The organism is Streptomyces sp. NPDC031497, from assembly GCF_055580905.1.
Genome location: NZ_JBVIKO010000021.1, coordinates 42,572 through 55,947, shown reverse-complemented (window position 1 = coordinate 55,947; position 13,376 = coordinate 42,572). Strand labels below are relative to the sequence as shown.

The 13,376-nt window shown below is 71.3% G+C and carries 11 protein-coding genes; 8 read left to right on the top strand and 3 right to left on the bottom strand.

Features of this window, described 5'->3' with window-relative positions; translation table 11 throughout:
- Positions 1-20: 20 nt before the first annotated feature.
- The 6 genes from ACZ5K7_RS34770 (at position 21) to ACZ5K7_RS34745 (ending at position 7,925) form a co-directional block, all read left to right on the top strand.
- A complete protein-coding gene (locus ACZ5K7_RS34770; RefSeq protein WP_468919849.1) occupies positions 21-1,517 on the top strand; it encodes an FAD-dependent oxidoreductase in 1,497 nt (498 codons plus the stop codon).
- Positions 1,518-1,564: 47 nt separating this feature from the next.
- A complete protein-coding gene (locus tag ACZ5K7_RS34765; protein WP_468919846.1) occupies positions 1,565-2,809 on the top strand; it encodes a cytochrome P450 family protein in 1,245 nt (414 codons plus the stop codon).
- 90 nt (positions 2,810-2,899) lie between these two features.
- Complete coding sequence (locus tag ACZ5K7_RS34760) at positions 2,900-4,132, top strand: cytochrome P450 (RefSeq protein ID WP_468919843.1); 1,233 nt, start codon at positions 2,900-2,902, stop codon at positions 4,130-4,132.
- 234 nt (positions 4,133-4,366) lie between these two features.
- On the top strand, positions 4,367-5,149 hold the full coding sequence (locus ACZ5K7_RS34755) for a thioesterase II family protein (protein WP_351702259.1): 783 nt from the start codon (positions 4,367-4,369) through the stop codon (positions 5,147-5,149).
- A gap of 48 nt (positions 5,150-5,197) precedes the next feature.
- Positions 5,198-6,535 (top strand): crotonyl-CoA carboxylase/reductase, encoded by a 1,338-nt coding sequence (gene ccrA, locus ACZ5K7_RS34750; protein ID WP_468919840.1) that lies wholly within the window; start codon positions 5,198-5,200, stop codon positions 6,533-6,535.
- 145 nt (positions 6,536-6,680) lie between these two features.
- Complete coding sequence (locus ACZ5K7_RS34745) at positions 6,681-7,925, top strand: ThuA domain-containing protein (protein ID WP_468919837.1); 1,245 nt, start codon at positions 6,681-6,683, stop codon at positions 7,923-7,925.
- Positions 7,926-7,986: 61 nt separating this feature from the next.
- On the opposite strand, the gene ACZ5K7_RS34740 is transcribed toward ACZ5K7_RS34745, so the two are convergent.
- Positions 7,987-8,928: a D-2-hydroxyacid dehydrogenase family protein gene (locus ACZ5K7_RS34740; RefSeq protein WP_468919834.1), complete on the bottom strand. Its 942-nt coding sequence runs from the start codon at positions 8,926-8,928 to the stop codon at positions 7,987-7,989.
- Between the two features lie 438 nt (positions 8,929-9,366).
- Between ACZ5K7_RS34740 and ACZ5K7_RS34735 the strand changes: the two genes are divergently transcribed.
- On the top strand, positions 9,367-10,677 hold the full coding sequence (locus ACZ5K7_RS34735; protein ID WP_450972756.1) for an RNA polymerase sigma factor: 1,311 nt from the start codon (positions 9,367-9,369) through the stop codon (positions 10,675-10,677).
- Between the two features lie 199 nt (positions 10,678-10,876).
- Here ACZ5K7_RS34735 and ACZ5K7_RS34730 read toward each other — a convergent pair whose 3' ends face one another.
- Positions 10,877-11,482, bottom strand: coding sequence for a GOLPH3/VPS74 family protein (locus ACZ5K7_RS34730; protein ID WP_351702241.1), 606 nt, complete (start codon positions 11,480-11,482; stop codon positions 10,877-10,879).
- A 388-nt stretch (positions 11,483-11,870) separates the two neighbouring features.
- Here ACZ5K7_RS34730 and ACZ5K7_RS34725 point away from each other — a divergent pair, with 388 nt between their 5' ends.
- Positions 11,871-12,725 (top strand): PaaX family transcriptional regulator, encoded by an 855-nt coding sequence (locus ACZ5K7_RS34725; RefSeq protein ID WP_468919830.1) that lies wholly within the window; start codon positions 11,871-11,873, stop codon positions 12,723-12,725.
- Between the two features lie 102 nt (positions 12,726-12,827).
- Here the strand turns inward: ACZ5K7_RS34725 and ACZ5K7_RS34720 are convergent, their stop codons facing one another.
- Positions 12,828-13,241 (bottom strand): RidA family protein, encoded by a 414-nt coding sequence (locus tag ACZ5K7_RS34720; protein ID WP_351702235.1) that lies wholly within the window; start codon positions 13,239-13,241, stop codon positions 12,828-12,830.
- Positions 13,242-13,376: the final 135 nt, after the last annotated feature.

Below are 13,376 nucleotides of genomic sequence, written 5' to 3'. Positions count from 1 at the left end.
CACGAGTGGTTGGAGAAACAGTGACACAACGACGTACCACCGTTCTGGTCGTCGGCGCGGGCCCGTGCGGCCTGGCCATGGCCGCACAGCTCAGCCGGCTCGGCGTGGCGGTCACCGTGGTCGACGCGGCGGACCACCCGCACACCGGCTCCCGGGCGATCCTGCTGTGGCCGCCGGTACGGGAGGTCCTCGGCGAACTGGGGCTCGCCGAGCGGGCCGCCCGCGACAGCGTGCAGCCCGCCGCGCTCCACTACCACCTGGGCTCCGGCGGCAGCGTGCGCGTGCCGCTCAGCGAGGCCAACGCCCCGCTGGTGCTGCCCCAGGAGCACACCGGCCGGCTGCTCGCGGAGGCCTTGGCCGACCGGGGCGTCGACGTCGAGTGGGGCACCCGGGTCACCAAGGTCGCCCCTGACGCGCACACGGTCACCGTCACCGCGAGCCGCGCCGACGGCACCACCACCGAGATCGAGGCCGACTGGGTGGTGGGCGCGGACGGCCTGCACAGCCAGGTCCGCGCCCAGCTGGGCATCGACTTCTCCGGGGCCCGGTTCCCGGCCACCTTCCTGCTCGCCGAGGGACGCATCGCCGGCGAGCACGGCACCGCCGGGATCAGCACCGAGGAGATCCACTACTTCCTCGCCGACAGCGGAGTCGCGCTGATCGCCCCGCTGCCCGGCGGCGAGTTCCGCATCTCCGGCGCGGTCCCGGACGGCACGGAGGCCACCGCCGAGCAGGCCCAGGCGCTGCTGGACGAACGCGGCCCCGGCGGGCTCCGCTTCACCGAGGTGCGCACCGTGACCCTGTTCGCCAGCGACGAGCGAGTGGCCGGCGCCCTGCGATCCGGCCGCTGCTTCCTGGTCGGCGACGCCGCCCACGTGCACAGCCCGATCGGCGGCCAGGGCCTCAACCTCGGGATCCCCGACACCCGCAACCTGGCCTGGAAGCTCGCCGGCGTGGTGCATGGCCGGCTCGACGAGTCGGTCCTGGACACCTACGACCCCGAGCGCCGGGCCGCGATCGAGCAGACCCTCCAGGCCACCGGCCGGATGGCCCGGCAGGCCGTGGTCGGCCCGCTGGCCCGTCAGATCCGTAACCTGACCTGGCGGTTGTTCGACGCCACCGGCGTACTGGCCCGCGGCTATGCGCCGATGCTGGCCGGCTGGCGCAGCCACTACCCGGACGTGCTCTTCGGCGGCACGGAACGCGCCCGGCCGCGCCCCGGCACCCGGGACCCCCGGTGGATCCCCAAGCCGGCCGACGAACTGGCCGGCCGGTTCCAGCTGATCACCTACGGCGGCAAGGACACCCGACTGGCCACCGAGGCGGCGGAGTTGACCGACCGGCTGCCCGAACTGGTCGCGCACTTCCCGCTGGACGGCCCCACCGAGAAGTACGTGCTGCTGCGCCCGGACGGCTATGTGGCCGCCGCCGGGCCCGCCGACCGGTTCCCCGGCGCCGCCGCGAAGCTCGCCGCACTGGTCCCCACCCCGGCGTCCCCGGCCACGACCGCCCGGTGACGGCCGGGCACCCCACGAGCTGAGCACCCACGACGAGAGGACACGACATGCCCAACCCCGACGGCGCACCGGCCACCGGCTGTCCCGTGCACGCCGACGCCGCGGCGGCCCCCCGCCCCTGGGCGCCCGGGCTGCCCGAACCAGGCCCGGTGGAGCAGCTGTTGCTGCCCGACGGCAACCCCGTCTGGATGATCACCCGTTACGACGACGCGCTCGCCGCCCTCAACAACCGCAAGCTCAGCAAGCACTTCGACAACGCGCTGCCCGAGCTGTGGCCCTCCGTGGGCTACGACGGCGGTAAGTCCATCCTCAACCAGCACATGAACCTCGCCGACCCGCCCGAGCACACCCGGCTGCGCAGACTGGTCTCCAAGGCGTTCACCCCGCGCCGGGTCGCCGACCTCGGCGAGCGGATCCAGCAGATCACCGACGAACTGCTCGACGCGGTCGCCGAGGCCGGCACCGCGGACCTGAAGGCCTCGTTCATCTCGCCGCTGATCTCCACGGTGCTCTACGAGATGCTCGGCGTGCCGCTCGCCGACGTCGAGGAGTTCGAACGCAACACCTACATTTTCGTCGGCCTCGGCAACTCCTCCAGCCCCGAGGAGGTCGTCGCCTCGGTCGGCTGGTTCGAGGAGTACCTGACCAAACTGACCGCGCAGCGCCGTGCCGACCCCGGCCCCGACCTCATCTCCGGTCTGGTGCAGGCCAACGAGGACGGCGACGCCCTCGCCGACCTGGAGATCCGCTCCACAGTCATGCTGCTGCTCCTGGCCGGCGCCGAGACCACCATCAACCTGCTCTCCAACGGCATTCTCGCGCTGCTGCGCAACCCGGAGCAGCTGGCCGAGCTCAGGGACGACCCCGAGAGGCTCGCCCCGGCCATTGAGGAACTGCTGCGGCTGACCAGCCCGGTGTTCACGGTGGTGTACCGCTTCGCGACGGAGGACATGGAGCTGGGCGGCGCGCGGGTCAAGGCGGGCGAGCACGTGATGATCTCGCTGGCCGCGGCCAACCACGACCCGGGCCAGTTCAGCGACCCGGAGACGCTGGACATCCACCGCGACGCCTCCAAGCACCTGGCACTCGGCCACGGCACCCACTTCTGCATCGGCGCCCCCCTGGCCAGGCTCAAGGCCCGGATCGCGCTGCGCACCCTGTTCGACCGGTTCGACGACCTCCGACTCGCCGTCCCCGACGAGAAGCTGACCTGGACCCCCAGCCTGGTGGCCAACAGCCTGGACCACCTGCCGGTGACGTTCACCGCGGCCACCCCGGCCACCACGGGCTGACCTCTCCCGCCCACCCCTCGCCCCTCTCCGTACCGAGACTCTTTTCCGCGCGGTGACGGCGGTCACCGCGCGGGGTTGGGAACGACAGCGATGACCGAGGCACCGATGCTGGACCCGGGCTTCATAGCCCAGCTGCTGCCCTTCGACCCCTTCGACCCGGCCTTCCTGGCCGACCCCTACCCGGTCTATGCGCAGATCCGGGAGAAGGGCCCGGTGACCCGCACCCCGCTGGGACTGTGGGCGGTGACCGGGCACGAGGCCTGCTCGGCCGTACTGCGCGACCAGCGCTTCGGCTGGGGCGACGGCGCCACCGTCGCCGACCACTTCCGCACCGAGGCCGACGGCACGGTGGTGCGGCCGTTCATCTTCTCCGACCCGCCCGAGCACACCCGGATCCGCGCCCTGGTGAGCAAGGCGTTCGCGGCTCGCCAGGTGGACCGGATGCGCAGCACCGCCGAACAGGTCGTGCGCGAGCTGATCGAGACCGCGCGCGCGGAGGCCGGCGACGGTCCGATCGACCTGATGAGCGCGGTGGCGCACCCGCTGCCCGGCCGGATGCAGAACGCGCTCCTGGACGTCCCGGCCGAGCACGCGGCCCGTTTCGACGAGTTGTCCGGGGACATCGCCCGCGGCCTGGACCCGAGCTTCCTGCTCGGGCCCGAGGAGATCGCCAAACGCGACAACGCCCGCGCCGAGCTGTACCGGTACATCGGCGAACTGGCCGAGCAGCGCCGGGCGAAGCCGGGCACCGATCTCATCAGCGAACTGGTCGCCGTCGAGGAGGGCGGCGACACGCTGACCCCCGAGGAGCTTGAGGTCACCTGCACCCTGCTGCTCTCCGCCGGGTACGCCACCACCGTGAACCTGATCGGCAACGGCATGTTCGCGCTGCTGGGCCGACCCGACCAGCGGGACTGGCTGCGTGCCCACCCCGGCCAGGTGCCCGCCGCGGTCGAGGAGATGCTGCGCTTCGACACGCCGGTGCAGATGATCTCCCGGGTCGCCCTGGCCGAGGCCGAGATCGCCGGGCACACCATCCAGCCGGGCGAGCAGGTCATGCTGATGATCGGCGCCGCCAGCCACGACCCGGACGTCTACGACGACCCCGACGAGCTGAAGCTGGACCGGCCCGCCGGCCGCAACCTCGGCTTCGGGCTCGGCATCCACTTCTGCGTCGGCGCCCCGCTGGCCCGGCTCACCGCACAGGCCGCGGTCTCCGCGCTGGCCGCGCTGGACCTGGAACCGGTCACCGGTTCACCGGCCCGGGTCCCCAACATCATCATGCGCGGCCTGGCCGAACTGCCCGTCCGGGTCACCGCCTGACCCGCACGCCACCGGGCGGATGCCCACCGGAACCCTCCGGTGGGCACGCCCCGCATCCACACAGCGCCCCGCACCCGCCCCCCCGCCGACGGCCTCACCCCTCCCGACCGCCTGCCGACGGCCTCACCGCTCCCGATCACACGGCGACGGCCTCGCCGCTCCCGACCAACCGCCGACGGCCCCACCGATCCCGGCCGCCCGGCCGCGGCCCCACCGCACACGGAGAGTACGGGGATGACCGACACACTGACCGCACCAGAACTCTGGATCCGCCGCTACCGGCCGGCGCCCCGGCACACCGACCTGGCGCTGGTCTGCTTCCCGCACGCGGGCGGCTCCGCCAGCTACTTCCGGCCGCTCGCCGACGCGTTGGCCCCCGTCGCCGACGTCCTGTCCGTGCAGTACCCGGGCCGCCAGGACCGGCGCGCCGAACCGCCCCGCACGGCGATCTCGCAACTGGCCGACGAGATCCTCACCGTGCTGGAGTCCCTGCCGCGGCGCCGGCTCGTGCTGTTCGGGCACAGCATGGGCGCGTGCGTGGCGTTCGAAGTGGCCCGCCGGATCGAGCGGGGCTCCTCGCTCGATCTGCTCGGGCTGGTCGCCTCCGGCCGCACCGCCCCGCCCAAGGTGCGTGACCGCGGGGTCCGTTCGATGGACGACGCCGGTGTCGTCGCCGAGATCCGCCGCCTGAACGGCACCGACGAGCGGCTGCTCCTCGACGAGGACGTCATCCAGATGATCATGCCGGCCGTCCGTGGTGACTACACGGCGGTGGAGACCTACCGATACCTGCCCGGGCCGCCGCTGCGCTGTCCGATCAGTGTGCTCGTCGGCGACGACGACCCGCAGGTCACCCTCGCCGAGGCCGAGGAGTGGCGCGACCACACCGCCGGCGCCTTCACCCTGCGCGACTTCCCCGGCGGCCACTTCTACCTGGCCGAACAGCAGGCCGGGGTGGCCCGGGCGCTGACCGAGGACCTGGCGGCCTTCCGCCGCGGCCCGGAACGCGACGCCTGACCGAACCGTCCCCGAGCACGCCCCCCAGACCGAAGGAAGCCTGTGGTGATGACCGACCTGGCCGCCGCGATCGAGTCCCCGGACGCACGGTCACGTGACTTCGCGTCCCTGCCGGTACCGGAGTCCTACCGGGCCACCGTGCTGCGCAAGGACGACCAGCACATGTTCGACGGTGTCCCGGTCGACGACCGCGACCCAGCCAAGGCCCTGCACATCGCTGACGTACCGACCCCGGAGCCCGGCCCCGGCGAGGCCCTGATCGCCGTCATGGCGAGCTCCGTCAACTACAACACGGTGTGGAGCGCGCTGTTCTCGCCCGTGCCGACGTTCGCGTTCCTCGAACGCTACGCCCGCACCGGCGGTCCGGCCGCCCGGCACGACCTGCCGTACCACGTGATCGGCTCCGACCTGTCCGGTGTGGTCCTGCGCACCGGGCCCGGGGTGCGCCGTTGGCGGCCCGGGGACCGGGTGGTCGCGCACTGTCTGTCCGTCGAGCTGGAGGACGCGGCCGGCCACGACGACACCATGCTCGACCCGGAGCAGCGGATCTGGGGCTTCGAGACCAACTACGGCGGGCTGGCCGAGCTGGCGCTGGTGAAGGCCAACCAGCTGATGCCCAAGGCCGGGCACCTGACCTGGGAGGAGGCCGCAGCCCCCGGCCTGGTCAACTCCACCGCCTACCGTCAGCTCGTCTCGCGCAACGGCGCCGCCATGAAGGTCGGCGACACCGTGCTGATCTGGGGCGCGGGCGGCGGTCTGGGCTCGTACGCCACCCAGTACGCGCTGGCGGGCGGCGCGATACCGATCTGCGTGGTCTCCAGCGAGCAGAAGGCGGAGATCTGCCGGGCGATGGGTGTCGAGGCGATCATCGACCGCGACGCGGAGAACTACCGGTTCTGGCGCGACGAGGAGACCCAGGACCAGCGGGAGTGGAAGCGGTTCGGCAAGCGCATCCGTGAACTGACCGGCGGCGACGACGTGGACATCGTCTTCGAGCACCCGGGCCGGGAGACCTTCGGCGCCTCCGTGTACGTGGCCCGCAGGGGCGGCACGATCGTCACCTGCGCCTCCACGTCCGGCTACCGCCACGAGTTCGACAACCGCTACCTCTGGATGCACCTCAAGCGGATCATCGGTTCCCACTTCGCCAACTACCGGGAGGCCTGGGAGGCCAACCGGCTTGTCGTCAAGGGCCGTATCCACCCCACCCTCTCGCGTACCTACCCGCTCACCGAGACCGGCCGGGCCGTCACCGACGTCCACCGCAACCACCACCACGGCAAGGTCGGCGTGCTGTGCCTGGCGCCGCGAGAGGGTCTCGGCGTCACCGACCCCGAACTGCGGGCACGGCACGAGCCGGCCATCCACCGCTTCCGCACGGCGTGAGCGCGAGCCGGCGGGGTCGCGGTTCCCGCCGGCCCGGTACCCGTCGATGTTTGGTCTGAACCATTGACATGCCCACGGACCAGGGCCTTCAATGCGGCACGTCTACGTATGTCTTCCGACGTTCACGTATGAGGAAGGTCCTGGTATGAACACCCCCCACCCGGACGTGGCCTGGCCCCGCACCCTGTTAAGACTCCTCGCCCTGGTCGCCGTGGTGCTCGGCGTCCAGGCCGCACCCGCGGGCATCGCCCGGGCCGCCGCGCCCGTCAATGTGATCGCCTTCTACAACGGCACCTACGACGCGGCACACATCAGCTTCGACCACGAGGCCGCCACCTGGTTCCCGCAGGCCGGCGCCCAGAACGGCTTCACCTACACCCAGACCACGGACTGGAGCCGGCTCAACACCGCGACGCTCGCCAACTACCAGGTGGTCATGTTCCTCGACGACTACCCGCACACCGCGTCGCAGCAGTCCGCCTTCCAGAACTACGTGGCGGGCGGCGGCGGATTCATCGGCTTCCACGTCTCGGCGTACAACGACAACACCAGTGACTGGCCCTGGTACCACAACACGTTCCTCGGCACCGGCACCTTCAAGAGCAACAGCTGGGGTCCGACCGCGGAGACCCTTCAGATCGACGACCCCACCCACCCCGCGACGGCGAACCTGCCGACCACCATCACGTCCTCGGTCAGCGAGTGGTACAGCTGGCAGAACGACCTGCGGCAGAACCCCGCCATCGACATCCTCGCCTCGATGGCGCCGTCCACCTTCCCGATCGGCACCGACCCCAACCAGACCTGGTACAGCGGCTATTACCCGATCGTCTGGTCCAACCGCAACTACAAGATGGTCTACAACAACTTCGGCCACAACGCGATGGACTACGCGACCAACACCACCCTGTCCTCGACGTTCGGCAGCGCCCAGCAGAACCAGCTCCTGCTCCAGGAGATCAAGTGGGCGTCCGGCCAGTCCGGTCCGGTCACCCCGCCCACGACCACCACCGGCCCGATCCACGGATACGGCGGCAAGTGCGTGGACGTGGCAGGCGCCGCCACCGCCAACGGCACCGCCGTACAGCTCTACGACTGCAACGGCAGCAGCGCGCAGAACTGGACGGTCTCCACGGCCGGGACCCTCGGCGCGCTCGGCAAGTGCATGGACGTGACCGGGGCCTCCACCGCCAACGGCGCGAAGGTACAGCTCTACGACTGCAACGGCACCGGCTCCCAGGTCTGGCAGCCCGGCGCCAACGGCTCACTGGTCAACCCGCAGTCGGGCAAGTGCCTCGACGCGACCGGTCCCAGCTCGGCCAACGGCACCCGGCTGCAGATCTGGTCGTGCTCCGGTTCCGCCAACCAGAACTGGACGCTGCCGTCCTGAACCGCCCTCCCGTGACGGCCGGCATGCCGCAGCCGCGGCGTGCCGGCCCGGGGACCGGGAGTCAGAACAGTGTGCGCACGGGCGTTCCTGCGCTCCAGGCCGCGATGTCCTCGACCGCGTCCCGGTAGAAGACCTCGTAAAGATCCCGGCTGACGTACCCGATGTGGGGAGTGACCACGGCGTTCGGAAGGGTGCGCAGCGGATGGCCGGCGGGCAGGGGTTCCCGGTCGAAGACGTCCAGCGCCGCCGACGCGATCCTGCGCTCGGTCAACGCGGCGATCAGCGCCGCCTCGTCCACCAGGGGCCCGCGCGAGGTGTTCACCAGGATCGCCGTCGATTTCATGAGGCCCAGTTCGCGCTCGCCGACCAGGCCCCGGGTGCGGTCGCTGAGTACGAGGTGAATGCTCAGCACGTCGGAGCGGGCGAACAGTTCGTCCTGCGAGACGTATTCCGCCCCCTTCGCCTGCGCGTCCGCGGGCGTCAGATTCTGGCTCCAGGCGATGGTCCGCATGCCGAAGGCGCGCCCGATCTCCGCCACCGCGGTCCCGAGCCGGCCGAGACCCAGCACCCCGAGAGTGGTACCCCTGAGGCTCGTCCCCAGACCCACCTGCCAACCGCCCCGGCGTACGGAGTCCACCTGCTGCGGGACCATCCGGGCCGCGGAGAGGATGAGAGCCCAGGTGAGTTCGACCGTCGGATACCCGAAATAACCCGTGCCGCAGACGGTGATCCCCGCACGGCGAGCGGCCTCCAGGTCGATCGCCGCGTTGACCGGCCCGGTGGTCACGAGCAGCTTCAGGCGCGGCAACCTGCCCAGGGTCGAGGACGGGAAACGCGTCCGCTCCCGCATGGCGACCACCACCTCGTACTCGGCGAGCGCCGTCACCACCGCCTCCTCGTCCTCGAAGGCATCCCTGAAGACGTGCACCTCGGCCTGGAGCGAGTCCCAGTCGGCCAGGCTCAGGGCCACGTCTTGGTAGTCGTCCAGGATGGCGATCCTCATACGGATTCCTCTCGTTCTCGGCAGCCGGCCGATATACGGATGGGTGAGGCCTGTACCGAACGAGGGTACGGGGGCGACCCCCGGGGCTCGTGTGGCACCTGGGTCCCGTGACCGAAATGGTCGCCACCCTCGTGTGGTTTCTCTGCACACACCTCGAAAAGACATGTCAAGCGCGATGTTCCTCACAGGAAAAAGCGGCACCAGGGCGGCCGTCTGCGGCAGTTTTGCGGTGGTAACCTCAAATGAGTGGGCAATCGACTCCTCGTCGAACGACGCCGGCCGATACAGCCTTCGCGATGTCTCCGCGGAATTTCCCGGGAACTCGCTCACCGTATTCAAAGGAGTTTCCGGTTCGGGTAAGTCGAGCCGGGCGTCCGACACCGTATTCACGGAAGGCCGGCCGAGGTATATGGAATCGCTGTCCGCGTACGCAGGGCGATTCCTCGGACAGCTGGACGAGCCCGATGCCGGCGTCCTTCTCGACGAACCCACCACCGGTCCGCACTCCGTCGACGCGGAACGTCGGCCGTCGGCCGTGCATCGACTCGTCGACGACGGGAACTCGGTCGGCGTCATCGAGCACGACCCGGACGCCGTCACGACGGCCGACCGGCTGATCGGCATGGGCCCGCAAGAGGGCCACCGGAGCGGACAGGTGATCGTCGCGGGCACCCGGGAACAGATCGCGGCCCACCCGGGATCGCACACCGGCGGGTATCTCGGTGCGTTGCTGGAGGAGACCCAATGAGCCTTGCCCCCATGGAAGCCGCGACGACGCGGGCGCTGTCCCCGTTCGACGACGAGACCGACGGTCCTGAACCGCGGCTCCCGGCGGACGGCGGCAGCACCGACCCCGTGAAGGACTACCTGCGCCTCATCGCCCGGGTCAAGCTGCTCACCGCGGAGCAGGAGGTGGACCTCGCCCGGCGCGTCGAGGCCGGACTGTACGCGCAGCGGCTGCTGGCGGAGGGCGAGAACCGCCACCCCCGGGAGGAACTGGTCCAGCTCTCCGAGGACGGCCTCCGGGCGAAGGCCCACCTCACCGAGGCCAACCTCCGCCTGGTCGTCTCCGTGGCCAAGCGCTTCACCGGCCGGGGCCTGGACTTCCTGGACCTCATCCAGGAAGGCAACTCCGGTCTCATCCGCGCGGTGGAGAAGTTCGACTACACCAAGGGCTTCAAGTTCTCCACGTACGCGACCTGGTGGATCAAGCAGGCGGTCACCCGCGCCCTGGCCGACCAGAGCCGCACCATACGGATCCCGGTCCACACCGTGGAGCTCATCAACCGGGTGGCCCGGGCGCGCAGGGAACTGATGCTGGACGCGGGTGTCCTACCCACCCCGCAGGAGGTCGCCGCGAAGGCCGAGATCCCGGTCGCACGGCTCGTCGAACTCGACGCCTACACCAGGGAGCCCGTCTCCCTGCACGCCACGCTCAACGAGGAGGGCGACGGCGAGTTCGGCGACCTCATCGAGGACACCGACACGCCCGCCCCCTGGGAGGCCGTCGCCCACCACCTCCTCCAGGACACCATCCGCGGCCTGCTCACCGGCATGACCGCCCGCGAGGCCGGCATCATCGCGCTGCGCTACGGACTCACCGACGGCCGCCCGCACACCCTGGAGGAGATCGGCGTCGTCTACGGCGTGACCCGCGAACGCATCCGGCAGATCGAGGCCAAGACGATGAGCAAGCTCCGTCACCCGTCCCGTTCCCGGGTACTGCGGGACTACCTCGACGACACCTGACCCGACCCGCCGGGCCACCGTCCCCGTCCTCCTCCGCCACGACGCCCGGCCGGGGAGCGGGCGACTCGGCGCTCCAGGTGGTCGGCTCCACCGCAAAGCGGGGTGACCTGAACGGCCGGGGCCCCGACGGGAAGTGGTTCACGGTCGGGTCCACCGGGGAGAGGGCGACCCAGTGGCGGGCAGCCGCGTACGGCGACCCTCACAGACCGCGCCACACGTTGTCGAAGGCCGCGTCCTCGATCTCCCGACGCTGCCGGACGGCGGCCAGTTCCGTCACGGCGCCGTCCACGGCGGCCACCACCGTCACGGTCGCGTCGGAGACGGTGCTCGCGAGGTCCTTGGGCGTCTCGTCCTGGATGCCCACCGCGGCCGCGAAGGCGGAGAGCACGGGCTCACCCGACGTCCAGCGCTCACGCGCCCGGGCGTGCTCGGGCGAGTCGGCCGGCGCCGTCCGGCCGGTCGGCAGCGGCAGCCAGCGCCGCCGCTGCCGGGTGACCGTGCCGTCCTCCTCCAGTTCGGCGAGATAGGCGGCGGACAGGCCGCGCCCCCGGCGCCACAGCCAGTCCTCGACCGATTCGTACGGCGCCTCGCGCTTGAGCGCCGCCACCGCCTGGTCGAGGAGCCGGTCGCCCGTCCCGCCCTCGGTGGCGGGCACGACGGTCTCGTCGTCGAGGGTGGCCGTCCCGGCGTCGAGGAGATCGACCAGTTCGGCTCCCGCGAGCGCCAGTGAGAGGTCGCCCTGCTCGACGGGCCGGGCCGCGGCGTCGTAGACGGTGACGATGAACAGGTCCCGGGGTGTGGTCATGTCGGACTCCCCAACAAAGATGGCGGCAGAGGCATCTGCGGCAATGGTGGCGCGGAAGAACACGGTGCCCGGTGCGGACGCCACGCAGTCTCTCGCGCTTCGCCCGCGCAGGTCACTCGTTCCGCTCAGGCGAGAGGCATGCCATGCCGCTTTCCCGCGCCGTACCACCACGATGTGCCGCGACGCACCGACGCGCAGCGCGACACGGGCGGGCGCGGGGCCGGGGGAGTGGCCCTCGACAGGGCCGGGGAGCAGGGACCCGCACGGGCGGGCCGGGGAGAGGGACCCGCACGGGCGGAGCGGCGATCCACGGCGCCGGTGGTGTGCCGGCTTGCGCGGTAGGCTGCTTGGCGATCAGAAGGGCGACGTCGGCCGGAGGTGGGTGGACATGACAGCGGAGGTCGAGCCGTCGTCCGCCGTCGGCGCGGGCGGCCGGGACAGCCGGCTGGGCCCGCTGATCATCACCCTCTTCGGGTTGTACGCGCGCGGTGAGCACAACTGGCTCTCCGTGGCCTCGGTGATACGCCTCATGGCCGACCTCGGTGTCGAAGGCCAGGCCGTCCGCTCGGCGGTCTCCCGGCTGAAGCGGCGCGGGGTGCTGCGGAGTGAGCGCCACGAGGGCGCCGCCGGATACGCCGTCGCCGACACCGCGCTGGAGGTGCTGGCGGAGGGCGACATACGCATCTTCGAGCGGAACCGGGCCGCGGCCGACGACGGCTGGCTCGTCGTCGTCTTCTCCGTGCCCGAGTCCGAGCGGGACAAGCGCCACGCCCTGCGCACGGCCCTGACCCGGCTGGGCTTCGGCACCGCCGCCCCCGGCGTGTGGGTGGCCCCCGGCATCCTCGCCGACGAGACCCGCCGCACCCTGCAACGCCTCGAACTGACGCCGTACGTCGACATCTTCACCGGCGACCACTTCGCCTTCGGCGACCTGTCGGCGAAGGTCCGCGAGTGGTGGGACCTCGACGAGCTGACCGCGCTGTACGCGGACTTCCTCGCGCGGTACGCGCCGGTGCGCGAGCGCGCCGCCGCGGGCGGGATCGCGCCGCGGGAGGCGTTCGGAATCTATCTGCCGATGCTCACAGAATGGCGCCGGCTCCCGTACCGTGACCCCGGCCTGCCGCTCTCCCTGCTGCCGCAGGGCTGGCGCGGCGAGACCGCCGGCGCGCTCTTCGAAGATCTCGACAGGATGCTCCGGGCGCCCGCCCGCGAGCACGCCCTGGCGGTCATCCACACGGCTTAGAGCCAGTCGGCGGATCATGCCGCGGACGCGGGGTCAGCCTCGGCCGGTAGGTGCCCCACCGAGTCGCCGCCTTCCTCCGCCTCGCAGCCGGCCGCCCCGGGCCTACGGCCTGACCAGCCGTTCCTCCGGGATCACAGCCACCCCGAGGATCTCGATCATCGCCTCCGGCTGCCAGAGCGCGGTGCAGCCGATGCCCGCCATCGCCGGATACACCGGCCCCGCGAGCTCCCGCCACACCTTGCCGATCTCCTTGCCGTGGGCCTGGTAGTCGGGGATGTCGGTGAGATAGATCGTCACGCTCACCAGGTCCGCCGGCTCACCGCCCGCCGCCCGCAGGGTGGTGAGCACATTGCCGAACGCCTGGCGGAACTGCTCCACGATGCCACCCGGAACGATCTTCATGTCGGCGTCGAGCGCGGTCTGGCCGCCCAGATGGAGCGTGTTCCCCGCGAGCGTTCCGTGCGAGTAGCCGCTCGGGGCGGGCAGTTCGGGCGGGTTCACGGCGACGGGAGTCATGAGGCCTCCGGTTCGGTGGTGTCCGGCTCCGGCCGCACGGCCGGTCGTATTGACAATAAATGACGACCGTGAAAAATACGAGATAGGGCGCGGCCCCGGACCCGACAGGCCGACGCCCCCGACGCGCCGACGCCC